The organism is Chryseobacterium sp. UF-290, from assembly GCF_058245615.1.
Genome location: NZ_JBSICB010000005.1, coordinates 67,181 through 83,761 on the forward strand (window position 1 = coordinate 67,181; position 16,581 = coordinate 83,761).

Consider the following 16,581-nt stretch of genomic DNA (forward strand, 5'->3'; position numbering starts at 1 on the left):
TTCCAGTACAGAAAGCAATTATTCTTTTTAATGTGTATAACCAAATCTGCACGATGTTTGTTGCCTGCTTAAGTATCCAACACTTTAAATATATTCATATGAAAACAGATGTTTTAACAGAAAAACACCTACTGGGAATCGGTGGGGTAGCTATAGGTACAGCTTTTGAAGATATAACAGATGAGCAGGCTTATGAAATACTGCAGGCGGCCTGGAATACCGGGATCAGATATTATGATACTTCTCCCTGGTATGGTCTCACCAGGAGCGAAAGAAGATTTGGAAGTTTCCTGAAGGATCAGAACAGGAAAGATTTTATTTTTTCAACCAAGGTAGGCAGACTGTTTCATGAAGTTCCAGAATCTGAGGTACCACCTACCATGTGGAAAAATCCACTGAATTACGATTTCCGGCATGATTATACGGCTGATGCTGTCAAAAGATCTATTGCAGACAGCCTGGAAAGAACCGGTTTGAATCATATTGATATTGTTTATATTCATGACCTGTCTGAAGATCAGGTAGGAGACCGCTATCCCTATTTTCTGGAACAGGCAAGAAAAGGCGCTTTTAAAGTTCTGTCTGAACTCCGTGACCAGGGCATCATCAAAGCCTGGGGAATGGGTGTCAACAAAATAGAACCTATTTTAGACTGTATTGAGTCTGCTGATCCTGATATCTGTCTTTCAGCTACCCAATATTCTATACTGGAGCATGAAGATGCTGTGGACAGGCTTCTTCCCGCCGTGAAAAAGGCTGGCGTAAAGCTGGTTTCAGGAGCCGGATACAATTCAGGATATATCGCAGGTAGAGAACGTTATAATTACAAGGACGTTATCCCGAAAGGAATGGATAAAAAGCGTGAAAGAATAGCTTCCATTGCCCAAAAATATAATACGGATATCATTGATGCGGCGCTTCATTTTGTACTCGCTGCCGATGAATTTGCTTCTATCATTCCGGGGGCAAGCCGCACAGAACAGGTACATGACAATTGGAAAGCCCTGCAAAAGGATATTCCATCTGAATTTTGGCAGGAACTGAAAGCTGAAGGTCTGATCTATGAAAAAGCACAGGTTCCGGGCTCCTGATAATTGAGAGGAGGGGAAATTATTCAAGGTTTAAAGTTGTTTAGTGGGATCTTATTTATTAATAACTCATCTTTCTAAACAACTTTTGCTCTACGGATGACCTTTGCCAACAATGCCGGAAAGAATCTTTTCAGGTAAACGGCCATTACTTCTTTACCTCCTATAGCTTTTTGATTTTTCCGTTTTTCGATCGCATGGAGCATTTTTTTGGCAAAAACATCCACCGGCATTCCTTTCATTGTAGCATCATCCATTGTTCCTTGCTGTGTGCCATTACCTGTAACGGCATTTATGGAGATGTCAGTCTGTATAAATCCGGGGCAGATAATCGTTATAAGGATGTTCTGATCATACAATTCCGCCCGCAAAGCGTCGAAAAATCCGTGTAATGCATGTTTCGCCGCTGCATACCCGCTGCGCATCGGAGCTCCGAAGACTCCCATGAGACTGGATACAACGGCAATCTGACCTCCGCCAGTTCTGATCATATAAGGAACTACAGCTTTTGTCAGGGCAACGGTCCCGATAAAATCAGTATCCATTAAATGTTTATCGACTTCTATATCGGTTTCCATAGCCAAAGATCGCTGGGACAGCCCTGCATTATTGATCAGTATATCAATTCTCCCGAATTTTTCCAGGGCTTTGGCGGCAATATCGGGCATGTTTTTATAATTGACAAGATCCAAAGGAAGAACAGCATACCGACCGGGACTCAACCCAACTTTTTGAGCAACCTTATACAGCTGTTCCTCTTTTCTTGACGAAAGGATAATTCTGGCATTGCTATGTACTGTAAGTTCTTTTACAAGGGCTTCTCCAATTCCTGATGAAGCTCCTGTGATCCAGATTACCTTATCATTAAAATAATTGTTCATTTTTCACTGTGCTTTATTATTATTTACTTCAATCCTGCAATATATTTTCCGGTCTTCATTCCTGAGAAGATACACCCACCGAGGAATGTTCCTTCCAGGGCACGATAGCCATGCATTCCGCCACCTCCAAATCCTGCGGCTTCTCCTGCGGCATATAATCCTTCAATAATGCTTTCATCCTCTTTTAAAACCTGTCCGTTAAGGTTTGTCTTAATTCCTCCCAGCGTTTTACGGGTCAGGATATTTAGGCGTACTGCGATCAACGGTCCGTTTTCAGGCGCCAGGATCTTATGGGGAGCAGCGACACGCCCCAACTTATCCCCTAAATAATTCCGGGTATTCCGGATATAATTGACCTGTGTATCTTTCGAAAATTTATTGTCCAGTTCCCTGTCTCTGGCTTCTATCTGTGTTTTGATATGCCCATAATCCAAAAGGCGATCGCCTGATAATGCATTCATTTTCTCCACCAGATCTTTCAGATTGTCTGATACGATAAAATCTTTTCCGTGTTCTTTAAATGCTTCTACAGGTCCGGGTGCCTTTTTACCGAAAATCCTTTTCAGGAAGAGAGAGTAATCCCTGTTGGTAATATCAGGATTCTGTTCTGAGCCTGAAAGAGCAAATTCTTTCCTGATAATTTTTTGGGTAAGAATAAACCAGGAATATGAAAAACCGGTATCCTGTATATATTTCAACGTTCCCAACGTATCAAATCCCGGCAGGAAAGGGGCTGGAAGACGATTTCCCTTAGCGTCGAACCATAGGGAAGAAGGTCCTGGTAAAATTCGGATCCCATGATTGGGCCAGATCGGATTCCAGTTCTGCAAGCCTTCCGTATAATGCCACATCCTATCCCGGTTGATAATATCAGCTCCGGCATTTTCTGCAATACCGATCATTTTTCCATCTACATAAGCAGGAACTCCGCAGACCATATTTTCGGGAGCTTTTCCCAATCTCTCCGGCCAGTTTTTTCTTACCAGCTCATGATTGGCACCGATACCCCCACTGGCAATAATAATGTGGGGAGCAGCATATTCAAACTGTGAAATTACGTTTCTGTTGGTAGCAATACCTCTTTCCTGATGATCATTTTCCAGGATATCCCCCTTCAATCCCTTTACCTTTCCATGGTCTATGATCAGTCCGGTAACTCTGTGCCTGAACTTCATCTGCAATAATCCTTTCTCCTTAGCCTGATACGCCTTTTCTACAAAAGGTTTTATCACACCTGTTCCGGTACCCCAGCTGACATGAAAGCGGGGTACAGAATTTCCGTGACCAACAGCAGATCCGTCACCCCGTTCTGCCCATCCCACCATGAACATCAGTTTGATTCCCAGTTTAGAAATGTATTCATATTTTTCACCTGCGGCAAACTTCAGATACGCTTCAGCCCATTGACGGGGCCAGTAATCTTCTTTACGGTCAAACCCTGCCGTTCCTTTCCAGTCCTGTAGGGCCAGTTCATAAGAATCTTTGATTCCCATTCTCCGCTGCTGGGGTGAATTGATAAGAAAAAGTCCGCCAAATGACCAGAATGCCTGTCCGCCGATATTCTCTTCCGTTTCCTGATCTAATAAAAGTACTTTTTTGCCTGCATTGGTTATCTCCATGGCAGCAGTAAGTCCTGCCAGTCCGGTTCCTATGATGATGGCATCAGGCTGGAATGTTTTTTCCATTTTTGTGAGGTGTTTTTATTGAATGCTACTTTATATTAAATATATAAATGTATAAAATATTAACGCTTGGACCTATTAAATTATTTTGAAAGGTTTACTTCCAACTTCCGGATATTTAATTTTTCGGAACATTACAGCATATTCCAGTCAATGGGAAAAAACTAATGTATGAAATATCCCAAACTCCCGAAAACTTCACCATATATAAGTCTTTCATTTAAATAACTTTGTTGAAGAAAATATATAAGATATAAGAAACACCTCAACACTCAAAAATAATAATATGAATAAACACAACGATATAATAAGAAGGCATCCAAAACACATTTATCCCAAAAAAAGAATATTGTGCCTAGTTTCTAATGCCACACTTCTTCATGGCATTAGTGTCGGTTTTTTTGCAGAAGAAATGACCCGTCCTTTTTTTGATTTTATACAGGCTGGCTATGATGTCGATCTATGCTCCCCCAAAGGAGGGGAAGTGAAATTTGACGCTCACTCAGATCCTGAAAACCCGAACGGTGCTTACCCCAATGACCTGATTAGTATAGGTTTTCGCCATCATAATATTTTTGGAAAATTATTACAAAATTCAAAAGCTATAGAGGAAATAAATGTTAATGATTATGATGCCATTTGTGTTGCAGGAGGAGGAGCACCACTACTTACCTTTAAAGATGATGAAAAGCTTCACAAGCTTATTGCAGATTTTTATGAGGCTGGAAAAGTCACCTGCCTCATTTGTCATGGAACGTCTCTGCTTTTGTGGACCAAACTCAGCAATGGAAAACTTTTGGCAGATGGTAAAACCTGGACCGGATTTGCAGATAGCGAAGAGGATATTATCAATAAAATGTTTGGAATGACCGTAAATGATTATACTATCGAAACGGAAGCCAGAAAAAACCCAAATACCAACTTTGAAGTTGCAGGCCCCTTAGAGCCTTTTGCTGTGAGAGATGGGAGGCTGATAACCGCACAGCAGCAGCACAGCAGTTTTCTAGCATCACAATTGGTCATTGAAGCTTTATCTGAATAATCAATTAACTTTTTTTGAAAATAAAAAAACACAACACTTATGAACCAATATCAAAACATCTTCGATACCCAAAAAGAATTTTTCTTCAGCGATACAAGCAAAACGTATGAATGGCGTATGGACCAGCTGAACCGAATGGAAAAATTTCTTACAGAAAATCAGGACGTCTTTTGCAAAGCACTGGAAAAAGACTTTGGTAAGCCTCCTTTTGAGCAATTATTTGAAATCACTGTACCACTGGGGGTGATAAAGTATTACAAAGAGAATCTTCAACAACTGATGGCTCCCCAGAAGGCTGAAATTCCTAAGGGTCTTGAAGACACCGGAAACAGCGGGATTATTTATAAAGAGCCTTATGGAGTTACCTTAGTAATCGGCCCATTCAATGCGCCGGTATTATTATTGCTTGATCCTGCCATTGCAGCCTTGGCAGCAGGTAATACGGTAATTCTAAAACCAGCCAATACAACTCCTACCGTAGCCCAACTATTTGCCGACCTTATTCCTCAATATTTTGAGCCGGAAGCTGTAGCAACAGTTACGGGAGGCAGGGAAGAGATCACAGAACTATTAAAGCTACCCTTCGATTTTATTTTCTTTACAGGAAGTTCCAATGTCGGAAAAGTGGTAATGCGTGCCGCCGCAGAAAATCTAACTCCTGTCATTTTAGAACTGGGAGGCCAGAACCCTACCGTTGTTGATGAAACTGCAAATCTTGACATCGCCGTGGACAGGATCGCATGGGGACATAACGCAATTTCAGGACAATGGTGTATTGCTCCGGGATATGTATATGTTCATGAAAGTATTGCTGATGATTTTATTGAAAGACTGAAGGCTTCTATCCGCAAAATGTATGGAGACGATCCTCAGCAAAGCCCCGATCTTGCAAGAATGATCAGCGAACATGACGCAGAACGTGTCGCTTCCTATATCATTCCTGAAAAGGTGGTGATTGGAGGACGCTTCAATGTTGCTGAACGGTATGTAGAACCTACCGTTCTTTATCCCAGCACCTGGGAAGATCCGGCGTTGCAGCAGGAGGTTTTTGGCCCTGTTTTGCCGGTAATGGTGTATTCTGATATAAAAGAGATCTGTAATATTATCAAGCGTAAGCCTAAATCATTAGCGGCTTATATCTTCAGTAAAAATCAGGAAAATATAAATTACTTTCTCAATTCCGTATCCTTTGGAGGCGGATGTATTAACCAGACGAATCTACATTGCTGGATAGACAGTCTGCCTTTTGGAGGTGTGGGGTATTCAGGGATGGGCAAATATTATGGTAAAGCAGGATTTGATGCTTTAAGTAATACCAAGGCCATGCTTATTGGAAATCCTGATCTGGAACTTGATGTTTTCCCTCCTTATGCGGGGAAAGATATTGCTAAAAATTTAAGTGTATTTAGCTGATTAAGGTAAAAACCAAATGAATTTTAAAATTATTTCAGGCCCGATCTTTAACAGTATCGGGCCGTTTCTATCTTGGGGTAAAAAAATCAACAAAGTGGAGTGGAATTAGACAAATGAAAGGAAAGCATTTGACTGCCTGAATGATCATAGAGCCGGGAGATTCTCATATAATTCAACGATTCTGATTTCAGAGAAGCTATAGCAATTGTTCATTTTCTCCACGAGTTGAAGAAGGCTCAATAAAACATTTTATCTTTGTGAAAAATAGAATATGAAGTATTTGTTTATCATTGCGTGTTTTGTCGGCTCCATGTTCAGCCAGGCACAGCAAAAACAGGATCCGTGGAAAGACAGCCAGCTGATGGATCCCGCATTGCTGGCGTCCAGAATTGAAAAAAAGAAAATAAAGGACCTTGTTATTATTTCAGTAGGACCGGAAGCTATTATTAAAGGATCTGTAGATATAGGGCCCACTCATGATCCTGAGAATCTGGAAAAGTTAAGAAGTTATCTGAAAGACATCCCAAAGGATAAAGAGGTCGTGATCTATTGCGGATGCTGTCCGTTTGTAAAATGCCCTAATATTCGGCCTGCGTTTGGACTCCTCATGGAAATGGGTTTTAAAAATGCTAAGCTTCTGAATCTTCCCAAAAATATCAAAACGGACTGGCTAGATAAAGATTATCCTACAAATGACTGATATGAAGATTCGCTGTATACTATTATTTTTAATGTTGACTTCAGGGGTTGCTTCTGCCCAGAACAACAAAATAGAAGTAGGGAAGAAGGCTCCTGAAATTACGATGTTTAAAGCAGACGGAACTTCATTTTCTCTTTCCTCCCTGAAAGGAAAGCTTGTATTAATAGACTTTTGGGCTACCTGGTGCGCACCATGTGTAGAAGAACAGCCTGAGCTGAAAATACTGTATGATACTTATACAGAACAGGTAAAGAATAATAAGTTTGAGATTCTTGGTGTCTCTTTGGATAAAAATAAAGAGAGCTGGCAAAAAGCGATTGATCGTTTCAGGATCACCTGGCCCCAGATCAGCGACTTAAAATTCTGGAAAAGTCCTGTGGCAAAAACCTATGAGATTGATGAGCTTCCCTTCAATGTCATCATAGACGGAGAGGGAACCATTTTGGCAAAAAACCTTCATGGTAAAGAGCTTGAAGAGGTTTTAAAGAAAAATTTAAACTAAAATAAACTGTGATCAATACAAAAGAGTGGTATGTATAGTACCACTCTTTTTTTGTGTCCGATTGCTATTTGTGCATTTAGAATCATCGTTTTCTTAAGTCATTATTTCAAATAAAAAGGGCTAATGTGAGGGAAACTATACCCTTTTTATATCTATTTTCTAATGCTCTTAAACTTCTATAAAAATAATAATTTAATCTAAAATATCACCATATGTTGAAATAAAATATTTAAAAAATCTTATTCGTAACATATTCTTAACATTAAAAAAGGCATCGGGTCTATAATTATCCTTCTGTTTCTGCAAGTGTGATATTCTCCAACCTATTGAGGCAACAATAGTTAAGCTTCGGAAAGGTAAGGGCTGCATATACAGAGGTAGGTTCGGATACCAATGCAGGCCAATTGAGGAACAGATATATTCCATTAAAATAATTTAAGGCCCACTATTCCCACCACAATGAGTAATGCAGACAGCATTCTGAAAATATTTGCAGAGTCCTGAAAAAAGATAACTCCTACCAGTAAAGTTCCTACAGCTCCGATCCCTGTCCATACCGCGTAAGCTGTACCAATAGGAATACTTTTCTGAGCATACCAGAGAAACCATCCGCTTACCGCCATACATCCAACTGAAAACAGGACCCAGCCCCATTTATTATTCTCAGGCTGCTGTGACAGTTTAATTCCCAAAGGCCATCCTATTTCAAAAATTCCAGCGATAATTAAGGCTATCCAGTTCATATTACTTATTTTATTTAAGACAGGATCGGTTAAGTCCAATCCTATAATGACATCATCAAACCTGACAATCTCTAAAAACTTTAAAAAGCAGGAGAGTTGTTATTGAGTTATTCATCTATGATGGCACAAAATTACCACTACACACAAGTATTCAGAATATAAAATAAGGTGACACCGCAAAAACAGTAGGTCAAACGTTTTATTTTTACTTTGAAACGGTTGTACTCTAAATATTAAAAATTACACTTAACAGAAAACAGAATACATTTACTAATCTGGTAGTCCCGGTTAATTATTCATTCTAACCCGGCATTTGATTGTTTGATAAATTTAAGGATCAAACAATTAAAATATTACTATGAAAACAAAAGAGTACGAATTCATTAAAAGACATTTCGTTGTATTGGATTCAGCAACAGAAAATGGTAGATCAGCTCAAAAGATTACCCGGTTTTTACTTTGCTCTGCCATGATTACTTTATTCTCTTCCCATTTCAGAGCACAGGCCAAAAACAGTGAATCTGTCAGCGAAAGACCTTACTCCGCCAGTTCAGTAATTTCTTTATATGGTAAGGAACGTAACGATCTTTCCGATTATGTTCAGAGAAAATCTGCGAATACCAGACCAATAGAGTTTCAATCAAAAGAAATCAAAGAAGTATTGAGCGAACAGGATTACTTTCCTGCTGATCTTTTTTTAAATGAGGGCAATAAAACGAATGTACAGGCTCCTTCAGGCCACAATACAAAGGTTAATCATTATGACAGCCAGAATGTTGTTTTTGACGGGAAAACACATGAGAACCTTACGGTGTATGAAATCTTTGACCAATACATATTGAAGAATAAAAATACGGAAAGTGATTACCATTATGACAATACCTACTATCTTTTCCGTGATACTGCCGGAAATACCATCGCAACAGTCTATTATATTGACAGGACCATAGGATTTTTAAAGTCTGAATATAAAGTGATCAGCAAAGGAAAATCTCTTGCTATATTTCCTCTGCTTGTTGCTCCTAATCCCGCAAGGCATATCATCAACATTACTTATCAGGTAGAACAAGAAGGGCAGGCCAGCCTTCAGATCATAGATATGAATGGCCGTACAGCAGATATCGTGTTCAGTGATAAGCAGATCAAAAGCGGAAGACATACCGTTCAGCACAACATCAATCTCCCAGCCGGCAACTATCTGATACAATTCAATGTTCAGGGCCAGGCTCCTGTTACACAAAAAATCATTGTTCAATAAAATCCGGTCCATTATGAAAAAATTAATTATACTTTTAGCCTTCATGCTGTTAAACATGACATACGCTTATGCACAATGTCCCAACGGTGATGCTGAGACGGGCAATTTCAGCAACTGGCAAACCTATATTGGAAGCAATACAACAGGTACTCTGAACTTATCTACCTTTACTCCCAGTCTTTCTCCTAACCAACATACCGTGGTGGGAATAGGCAACGACCCGGTAGTAGGAGCGGGCTTGCCAATGGTAGGAGAAGGCAGCAATGCCTTCAGATTAGGAAACTCTGCAGCAAATAGCGGAGCGGAGATCATGTCTTATACCTTCACCGCAGGGAGCTCGATCTCATTTATGTATGCTTTGGTTTTACAGGCGGCACACGATGATTCTTTTATTAACGGATTTTTCAGTTACTGGGTCAGCAGGACCAATGATCTGGCCAGCAGCACTGCACCGGGTAATCTTGTGATCGACCCCGTAAAAATTAATGGCAGCGCAATTGATCCATTCTTTCAGGTCATGAGTTTCAATGGTGACCCCCTTTCATGGAAAGAATGGCAGACATTGTGCCTCACCATCCCTTCTCAGTATATCGGACAGCAACTTACGATCTATTTCGCGACTGCCGACTGCAGAGATGGGGGACACTTCGGCTATGCCTACATTGACGCCCTTTGCAAGCCTGTACCTCCTGTACCCGTTCTCACAGGACCTTCTGTAGTTTGTAATATTGAGGATTCCCTTCTTTTTAGTGGGAGCCGCACATCTAATGAATCTCAATATGTCTGGTTAGCCTACGAATCTGATGCCCAGGGTAACTCGATCGGAAGCCCACCATTTGGAGTGGTACGAAACGGACAAGCAGGAACCTACGATCTACGGTCTAATATGCCTAATTTACAAAACGGTCATTATTACACGGTGAAACTTCGGGTTCGTAATTGCAGTAGTGATTGGGTAGAAATTTATAAAACCGTCAAAATTGACTATCCTGTCATTCAGACAAGCAATAAGATTATCTGCTGCGGATCGGGTATTAAATTAAGGGCCAATATCACCTTTGCGGGCAGTGATGCGGTAAGCAATTATAAATGGTATGATGAAGCCGGTAATTTTATAGGTAACGGAATCCTGTCGTTTACCGGACCTATAGGGGGCCCATTTGTTCCTTCCAATGATATTACGGTAACGCCTACCAAATGTACCAAATACCGTATTGTATTTGAATACAACGGCTGCAAAAATTCACAATGGGTTTACGTTACTCTTATTCAGAATGTAAGGGGAGCTTTTAGCTGTGTAAGCTATAATAGTTGTACAGGATCAGGTACGGTCAAGTTCAACCCGTGGATAAAGCTTTGCGGCACCGAAGCTGAAATAGGGTCAGATTACGGTTTTCATATGCAGCAAGCCACCAACAGCATTAAGTATTCCTGGGATACAGGCAGTACAAGTGATACCTCTGCAGTGACAGGAAATAATACTTCTACGGTCACTGTAAAAAGTGCTTGCGGAACCAATACGGCAACGATAAAGCCACCGGTTTTTACAGGCGCTTTTCCAGGATTGTTTAAACCGAATGCCATGTCCGTGACCAATCCATTTGTAATTTATAACACTCTCATGAACGAGTATGCTATACCTGCTTACAATGCCTATGCCTATGAGCTGAGCGTCTACGATCGTTGGGGAAACCGTGTTTACTATAAATATGAAACAACCTGTCTTGGCTTTTATAACGGGCAGATCAGATGGGACGGCAGGTATACCCCTGATTCCAATGGCAATCCTGGGCCGTATGTAAATATTCCGGGAGTATATTCATGGAACCTTAAACTAACCAATTGCAGTGGTACTGAAAATTTCAAAGGTGATGTGAGCTTTATACAATAGTAAAACTTTATAAGGAATTTCTATTAAAGAATCCCGGTATCTTGTTGCCGGGTTTTCTTTTTATACGAGCTGATTGAAAAAATACAAGTAAAAACAGATAAATCTTACGGAATTATACTTTATTCGGCTTGCTTACATATTTGTTATTCTTCACAAAAAATCGCCACGGTAAAAGAGCATGTTCCTGAGCATAAGCAACACCTATACGAGGTCCTGCTATAATATCATCGAAGGCATAGCGGATTCCTTGATCTTCAATCCATATTTCGTTTCCGCCCAGATCTTTTTTATTAAATGACCTGTCAATTCCCAATGCTTTGGCTACAGATCCGGGGCCTGAAGAAATAGCAGCTTTGGATGCCGGCATATTTCGTCTGGATTCCATAATTTCTTTACCGATCAACGGCTCAACAGCTCTGACCAGAACTGCATGGGGATCATCCTCCACAGAGGTTACCACATTGAAAAGATGATGAATGCCATAGCATAAATAAACATAGGAGATCCCTCCATGACTGTACAACGTTTCAGTCCGGTCTGTCCGTCTTCCTCCATAAGCATGGGAAGCCTTATCCTGTACTCCGAAATAGGCTTCTGTTTCTACAATCGTCCCAGCCGTTATTTCACCATTGATTTCTGTAAAAAGAACTTTTCCCAAAAGATCCTGAGCCAGGAAAAGAACATCTTGATTGGAGTAATAGGAGAGTGGTAGTTTCAAATTAATGATTTTAGTAATTCTTCACTCAAAATTAGTGATTATTGTGTTTAAAAAAAACAGACACCGGAAGAAGGAGACTGAAAGTAAAAAAGATACCACAAAAAGTCACATTTCATTAAATAGTGATTAATTTGGCATACCCATTGTTGTTTTCATTCCAACATCATTTCACACCACTATAAAAAATTATAGGTTTTGACACTTTTTATTCCCCGGAGCGATCTGGGGATTTTTATGTTCTTTATATTTGAATTAAGGGATCAGTCTAAAGGTTTTGGGATCATATAAAGATATAAAGTACATAGATATGATCTGATTTCGTGAGCATATTAGTTTATTTACGTACTTTTATTCAATCATTTCATATTATTACACTATTCCTTAATTCTTATGTATTACAAAAACGATACAATCATCATCCGTGAATTTACTCCTCAGGAATTTACCTTGTTCATGAATCTATTTGAAAATGAAAATGTTACCCTTTACTTACCTTATAAAACCCCTGAAGAATATAGAGAAATGTTCGAAAAAGCATTATCAGATTATAAGGAAGGACCGTTCAGCAGATGGGGAATTTTCAATGCACAGAATAATGATTTCGTAGGAATATGCCTGGCCAGACCTTTCCTTGACAATCCGGATCGGATAGAAATAGGATATACATTAGGTGAAAATTATTGGGGCAGAGGTCTTGGAACAGAAGTATGCAAAGCGCTTGTTGAATACTGCTTTTCTTTGCACCAGCAAAAAGATATCGTTGCAGTAACTGACCTGCATAATATCGGATCTCAGAAAGTACTTACTAAGAGTGGTTTCCGAAGAATTGAAAACCTGATAAGAGAGGATGGGGAGCTGGCTTATTTTGTATTATAGAATATTCATTCACCGCAGATTTTACACATTTGCACAGATGTTTGTGGATATTCTTTCCTGTAGATTGAGCAGGCAGCTCAGATGTTCTGAACTATTAAGAAGAATGAAATTATCAAGAAAAATTAAGATTCTACAAATGGTCATTGTAAAACACAGATAAGGCAGTAAATCTCCGATTTTCAAAAAAACTTTAGTGAACTTATAACTTAAATCAACTTAAGTGTTTTATACCTTTTATGGTCAAAGCATATTACAGTATTCGCCGGAAAACATTTCATTTATCAGATAAATTGTCATAACTTGCAAAAATTATGATGTCGAAAAGGTGCAAATATGCGTTAAAAGCAATGGTCAGACTAGCAAGAAATTACAATCAAGGCTATCTGCCCACTTCAATCATTGCACAAGACGAGAACATTCCCAAAAAATTTCTGGAACAAATCCTTCTGGAGCTCAAAAGAGCTAAACTTGTCAACAGTAAGCAGGGCAAAGTAGGGGGATATTACCTGCTAAAATCCCCGGATGAAGTGTCATTAGCTGATATTTACCGTATTTTTGACGGTCCTATTGCTCTCACCCCCTGTGTTTCCCTGAACTTCTATGAACCCTGTGACGACTGTGTGGATGAAGCAGTATGCTACCTCAGAAATGAATTGATCATTGTCCGTGAAAAGACCAGAAAAAGTATGATGGAGGCCACTCTGACTAAGTTTATGAATAAAAGTTAAATTTTTTTATATTTAAATTCTACTATTTTGATAGGAGTAATAGAATTTTATATATATTTGCAATACTTAATTTCAATTGGATATGGAAAACAATCTGAAAAATGAATTTGACAAACTCATGGAGGAGGCTTCTGACAGCTTACTCCAGGATAATGGACTGCAGATATTAAGCAACAGATTTCCAGGCAGGGTGATCTTTTCCACCAGTTTCAGCTATGAAGACCAGGTGATCACTCATCTGATCAAAGACCTGGATATCGATGTCTTTACTTTAGACACAGGCCGTCTTTTTGAGCAGACCTATGAAACATGGACCAATACAAGAGCTTTTTTTAAAAAGAATATTAAAGCGTATTATCCTGATACGGAAGAATTAAAAACCTTTATATCGGAAAACGGACCCGATTCATTCTACCAGTCCGTAGAACAGAGGAAAGCATGCTGTACGATCCGTAAAGTACGCCCTTTGAAAAAAGCACTGAAAGGATATCAGGTATGGGTTACAGGCTTAAGGTCAGAACATTCTTCCAACCGGCAAAATATGCCGCAGCTGGAATGGGATCCTGATAATGAGATCATCAAGTTTCATCCTATCCTTCACTGGACCTCAGAACAGGTAACGGATTATGTAAAAGCCCATCATTTACCATACAATCAACTGCATAAAAGAGGCTTTGTCAGCATAGGCTGTGAACCCTGCACCAGGGCCATTAAAGAAGGAGAAGATTTCAGAGCCGGCCGCTGGTGGTGGGAAGATACCAGTAAAAAGGAATGTGGCCTGCATATTCATCAATAAAAAAAGAGAAAAATGTCAATACATCAATTAAACTATTTGGATCAGCTGGAAGCCGAATCTATTTATATATTAAGAGAAGTTGCAGGACAGTTTGAACGCCCTGCCTTACTATTCAGCGGAGGAAAGGACAGTATTGTACTGGCTCATCTGGCAAGAAAAGCATTCTTTCACGGAAAGATCCCTTTTAAATTTGTCCATGTTGATACGGGGCATAATTTCCCGGAAGTACTGGATTTCAGGGATCACTTGGTTGATCAGCTGAATGTCGATCTAGTCGCAAGAAAAGTTGAAGATACTATAAAAAGTAAAAAGCTCACGGAAGCTAAGGGTAAATTCCCAAGCAGAAACTGGCTTCAGACCTATACGCTATTAGATACCATTGAAGAGTTTGAATTTGATGCCTGTATCGGAGGAGCCCGAAGAGATGAAGAAAAGGCCCGCGCTAAAGAACGGATATTCTCTGTCCGTGACGAGTTCGGACAATGGGATCCTAAACTTCAGCGTCCTGAACTGTGGAATATTTTCAACGGAAAAATCCATAAAGGAGAAAATGTAAGGGTTTTCCCGATCAGCAACTGGACAGAGCTTGACATTTGGAATTATATCCGAAGAGAGAAAATTGAATTACCTTCTATTTATTTCTCTCACGAAAGGGAGGTGGTAGACTTCAACGGACAATGGCTTGCCAATTCCGAGCATGTATTTTTAGAACCGGATGATATTGTTACCACCAAAAAAATACGCTACCGGACTGTAGGCGACATGACCTGTACCGCAGCGGTAGAGTCTTACGCAGATACGATTGATGCTGTCATTGAAGAAATAGTAGCCACCAGAATTTCAGAGCGGGGAGAAACCCGGATTGATGACAGGGTAACGGAAGCGGCAATGGAAGACAGGAAAAAAGGAGGTTATTTTTAGGTAAGCAAACAGCAATGAGTAATATAGGATCGACAACCTTACCTATACCCACACAACATTATTCATTGCCCATTACTCATTATTTATAATTACAATCGGATGGATATATTAAGATTTATAACAGCAGGAAGCGTAGATGATGGTAAAAGTACCCTTATCGGCAGATTGCTTTACGATAGTAAAAGCATTTTACAGGATCAGCTGGAAGTGCTTGAGAAACACTCTAAAAACAAAAATGAAGACGGTGTAGACCTGGCCCTTTTAACCGATGGGCTGCGGGCAGAAAGAGAACAGGGGATAACTATTGATGTTGCCTACAGGTATTTTTCAACACCGAAAAGGAAATTTATTATTGCTGATGCTCCGGGTCATGTGCAGTATACCCGTAATATGATCACCGGAGCATCCAATTCCGATCTGATGGTCATTCTTATTGACGCCAGAAAGGGAGTGATTGAACAGACCAGAAGACATTCCATTATCGCATCACTTTTAAAGCTGAAAAAAGTAGCGGTAGCCATTAATAAGATGGATATGGTGGATTATTCAGAAGACGTTTTTGATTCCATCAGATCAGACTATTCAAAAATGGCAGAAAATCTTGGACTGAATGATGTAAGCTATTTCCCGATTTCGGCATTGAAAGGAGATAATATTGTCACCACTTCATCCGAAACAGACTGGTACAAGGGAAGCTCTCTTCTTGAATACCTGGAACAGGTAACCCTGCATGAAGAAAAAAATAACGGAAGCCGTTTCCAGGTTCAGTATGTGATCCGCCCTCAAACTGAAGAATTGCATGATTACAGAGGATATGCAGGACAGATATTAAGTGGAAAATTCCAAAAAGGAGATCCAATTCATATTCTTCCGGCAGATATAGCAAGTGAAATCTCCAAAATTGAGGTCAACGGAGTGGAAAAAGAAGAAGCATTTGAAGGGCAGCCCGCCGTTATCCACATTGCCCATGATATAGATATCAGCAGAGGAGATGTTTTTAGCACTGAAGAAGAACTCCCGACCGTGGAAAAAGACCTGGAAGTTCTTTTATGCTGGCTTGACCAGAAACCATTACAGCCGGGCAATACATATTTGCTGCAGCAGAATAGCAGACTGGTAAAAGCCATTGTCAGGGAAATAGATTATAAGATCAATGTCAATACACTTACCCGTGAACAAATCGAGAGCGGGATCAGACTTAATGAAATTGTGAAAGTTACCCTCCGAACGGCACAGCCTCTGGTCTATGACAGCTTTATCAATAATAAAAGAACAGGATCTGCGATTTTAGTGGATGAAACGTCCAACTCAACGGTTGCAGCCTGTATAATTCAATAGAGAA

The 16,581-nt window shown here is 39.9% G+C and carries 16 protein-coding genes; 12 read left to right on the forward strand and 4 right to left on the reverse strand.

Going from position 1 to position 16,581, the window contains the following annotated elements; all coding sequences use genetic code 11:
• Positions 1-98: 98 nt before the first annotated feature.
• Positions 99-1,091 carry an aldo/keto reductase gene (locus tag AC4IF5_RS07390; RefSeq protein ID WP_490733124.1) on the forward strand — a complete coding sequence of 331 codons (993 nt, stop codon included), beginning with the start codon at positions 99-101 and terminating at the stop codon, positions 1,089-1,091.
• 74 nt (positions 1,092-1,165) lie between these two features.
• Here the strand turns inward: AC4IF5_RS07390 and AC4IF5_RS07395 are convergent, their stop codons facing one another.
• Positions 1,166-1,969: an SDR family oxidoreductase gene (locus tag AC4IF5_RS07395; RefSeq protein WP_490733125.1), complete on the reverse strand. Its 804-nt coding sequence runs from the start codon at positions 1,967-1,969 to the stop codon at positions 1,166-1,168.
• A 23-nt stretch (positions 1,970-1,992) separates the two neighbouring features.
• The gene (locus AC4IF5_RS07400) at positions 1,993-3,654 is read right to left on the reverse strand and encodes an FAD-binding dehydrogenase (protein ID WP_490733127.1); all 1,662 of its coding nucleotides are present in this window, start codon (positions 3,652-3,654) and stop codon (positions 1,993-1,995) included.
• 283 nt (positions 3,655-3,937) lie between these two features.
• Between AC4IF5_RS07400 and AC4IF5_RS07405 the strand changes: the two genes are divergently transcribed.
• The 4 genes from AC4IF5_RS07405 to AC4IF5_RS07420 all read left to right on the forward strand — a co-directional run bounded on the left by AC4IF5_RS07405 (position 3,938) and on the right by AC4IF5_RS07420 (position 7,308).
• Positions 3,938-4,693 (forward strand): type 1 glutamine amidotransferase domain-containing protein, encoded by a 756-nt coding sequence (locus tag AC4IF5_RS07405; protein ID WP_490733129.1) that lies wholly within the window; start codon positions 3,938-3,940, stop codon positions 4,691-4,693.
• A gap of 39 nt (positions 4,694-4,732) precedes the next feature.
• A complete protein-coding gene (locus AC4IF5_RS07410; protein ID WP_490733131.1) occupies positions 4,733-6,106 on the forward strand; it encodes an aldehyde dehydrogenase family protein in 1,374 nt (457 codons plus the stop codon).
• A 271-nt stretch (positions 6,107-6,377) separates the two neighbouring features.
• Positions 6,378-6,806, forward strand: coding sequence for a rhodanese-like domain-containing protein (locus tag AC4IF5_RS07415; RefSeq protein ID WP_490733133.1), 429 nt, complete (start codon positions 6,378-6,380; stop codon positions 6,804-6,806).
• 1 nt (position 6,807) lies between these two features.
• Entirely contained in the window at positions 6,808-7,308 is a 501-nt protein-coding gene (locus tag AC4IF5_RS07420; protein WP_490733135.1) for a TlpA family protein disulfide reductase, read from the forward strand.
• Positions 7,309-7,733: 425 nt separating this feature from the next.
• Here the strand turns inward: AC4IF5_RS07420 and AC4IF5_RS07425 are convergent, their stop codons facing one another.
• A complete protein-coding gene (locus tag AC4IF5_RS07425; RefSeq protein WP_490733136.1) occupies positions 7,734-8,051 on the reverse strand; it encodes a DMT family transporter in 318 nt (105 codons plus the stop codon).
• A 358-nt stretch (positions 8,052-8,409) separates the two neighbouring features.
• Here AC4IF5_RS07425 and AC4IF5_RS07430 point away from each other — a divergent pair, with 358 nt between their 5' ends.
• Together AC4IF5_RS07430 and AC4IF5_RS07435 are read left to right on the forward strand one after the other, a co-directional pair.
• Positions 8,410-9,309 carry a T9SS type A sorting domain-containing protein gene (locus AC4IF5_RS07430; RefSeq protein WP_490733138.1) on the forward strand — a complete coding sequence of 300 codons (900 nt, stop codon included), beginning with the start codon at positions 8,410-8,412 and terminating at the stop codon, positions 9,307-9,309.
• A gap of 13 nt (positions 9,310-9,322) precedes the next feature.
• Entirely contained in the window at positions 9,323-11,200 is a 1,878-nt protein-coding gene (locus AC4IF5_RS07435) for a T9SS type B sorting domain-containing protein (RefSeq protein WP_490733140.1), read from the forward strand.
• Positions 11,201-11,312: 112 nt separating this feature from the next.
• Here the strand turns inward: AC4IF5_RS07435 and AC4IF5_RS07440 are convergent, their stop codons facing one another.
• Positions 11,313-11,918, reverse strand: a complete 606-nt coding sequence (locus AC4IF5_RS07440; RefSeq protein WP_490733142.1) for a DNA-3-methyladenine glycosylase — start codon at positions 11,916-11,918, stop codon at positions 11,313-11,315.
• A 390-nt stretch (positions 11,919-12,308) separates the two neighbouring features.
• Between AC4IF5_RS07440 and AC4IF5_RS07445 the strand changes: the two genes are divergently transcribed.
• The 5 genes from AC4IF5_RS07445 to AC4IF5_RS07465 all read left to right on the forward strand — a co-directional run bounded on the left by AC4IF5_RS07445 (position 12,309) and on the right by AC4IF5_RS07465 (position 16,577).
• On the forward strand, positions 12,309-12,794 hold the full coding sequence (locus AC4IF5_RS07445) for a GNAT family N-acetyltransferase (RefSeq protein ID WP_490733144.1): 486 nt from the start codon (positions 12,309-12,311) through the stop codon (positions 12,792-12,794).
• A gap of 311 nt (positions 12,795-13,105) precedes the next feature.
• Positions 13,106-13,522 carry an RrF2 family transcriptional regulator gene (locus tag AC4IF5_RS07450; protein WP_490733146.1) on the forward strand — a complete coding sequence of 139 codons (417 nt, stop codon included), beginning with the start codon at positions 13,106-13,108 and terminating at the stop codon, positions 13,520-13,522.
• An 82-nt stretch (positions 13,523-13,604) separates the two neighbouring features.
• Entirely contained in the window at positions 13,605-14,318 is a 714-nt protein-coding gene (locus tag AC4IF5_RS07455) for a phosphoadenylyl-sulfate reductase (protein WP_490733148.1), read from the forward strand.
• 12 nt (positions 14,319-14,330) lie between these two features.
• Positions 14,331-15,239, forward strand: a complete 909-nt coding sequence (gene cysD, locus AC4IF5_RS07460; RefSeq protein WP_490733150.1) for a sulfate adenylyltransferase subunit CysD — start codon at positions 14,331-14,333, stop codon at positions 15,237-15,239.
• 99 nt (positions 15,240-15,338) lie between these two features.
• A complete protein-coding gene (locus AC4IF5_RS07465) occupies positions 15,339-16,577 on the forward strand; it encodes a sulfate adenylyltransferase subunit 1 (RefSeq protein ID WP_490733151.1) in 1,239 nt (412 codons plus the stop codon).
• Positions 16,578-16,581 lie beyond the last annotated feature (4 nt).

Coding starts and splice junctions, on each gene's coding strand:
- AC4IF5_RS07390 (WP_490733124.1), top strand. CDS start 99: ATGAAAACAGATGTTTTAACAGAAAAACACCTACTGGGAATCGGTGGG.
- AC4IF5_RS07395 (WP_490733125.1), bottom strand. CDS start 1,969: ATGAACAATTATTTTAATGATAAGGTAATCTGGATCACAGGAGCTTCA.
- AC4IF5_RS07400 (WP_490733127.1), bottom strand. CDS start 3,654: ATGGAAAAAACATTCCAGCCTGATGCCATCATCATAGGAACCGGACTG.
- AC4IF5_RS07405 (WP_490733129.1), top strand. CDS start 3,938: ATGAATAAACACAACGATATAATAAGAAGGCATCCAAAACACATTTAT.
- AC4IF5_RS07410 (WP_490733131.1), top strand. CDS start 4,733: ATGAACCAATATCAAAACATCTTCGATACCCAAAAAGAATTTTTCTTC.
- AC4IF5_RS07415 (WP_490733133.1), top strand. CDS start 6,378: ATGAAGTATTTGTTTATCATTGCGTGTTTTGTCGGCTCCATGTTCAGC.
- AC4IF5_RS07420 (WP_490733135.1), top strand. CDS start 6,808: ATGAAGATTCGCTGTATACTATTATTTTTAATGTTGACTTCAGGGGTT.
- AC4IF5_RS07425 (WP_490733136.1), bottom strand. CDS start 8,051: ATGAACTGGATAGCCTTAATTATCGCTGGAATTTTTGAAATAGGATGG.
- AC4IF5_RS07430 (WP_490733138.1), top strand. CDS start 8,410: ATGAAAACAAAAGAGTACGAATTCATTAAAAGACATTTCGTTGTATTG.
- AC4IF5_RS07435 (WP_490733140.1), top strand. CDS start 9,323: ATGAAAAAATTAATTATACTTTTAGCCTTCATGCTGTTAAACATGACA.
- AC4IF5_RS07445 (WP_490733144.1), top strand. CDS start 12,309: ATGTATTACAAAAACGATACAATCATCATCCGTGAATTTACTCCTCAG.
- AC4IF5_RS07450 (WP_490733146.1), top strand. CDS start 13,106: ATGATGTCGAAAAGGTGCAAATATGCGTTAAAAGCAATGGTCAGACTA.
- AC4IF5_RS07455 (WP_490733148.1), top strand. CDS start 13,605: ATGGAAAACAATCTGAAAAATGAATTTGACAAACTCATGGAGGAGGCT.
- cysD (WP_490733150.1), top strand. CDS start 14,331: ATGTCAATACATCAATTAAACTATTTGGATCAGCTGGAAGCCGAATCT.
- AC4IF5_RS07465 (WP_490733151.1), top strand. CDS start 15,339: ATGGATATATTAAGATTTATAACAGCAGGAAGCGTAGATGATGGTAAA.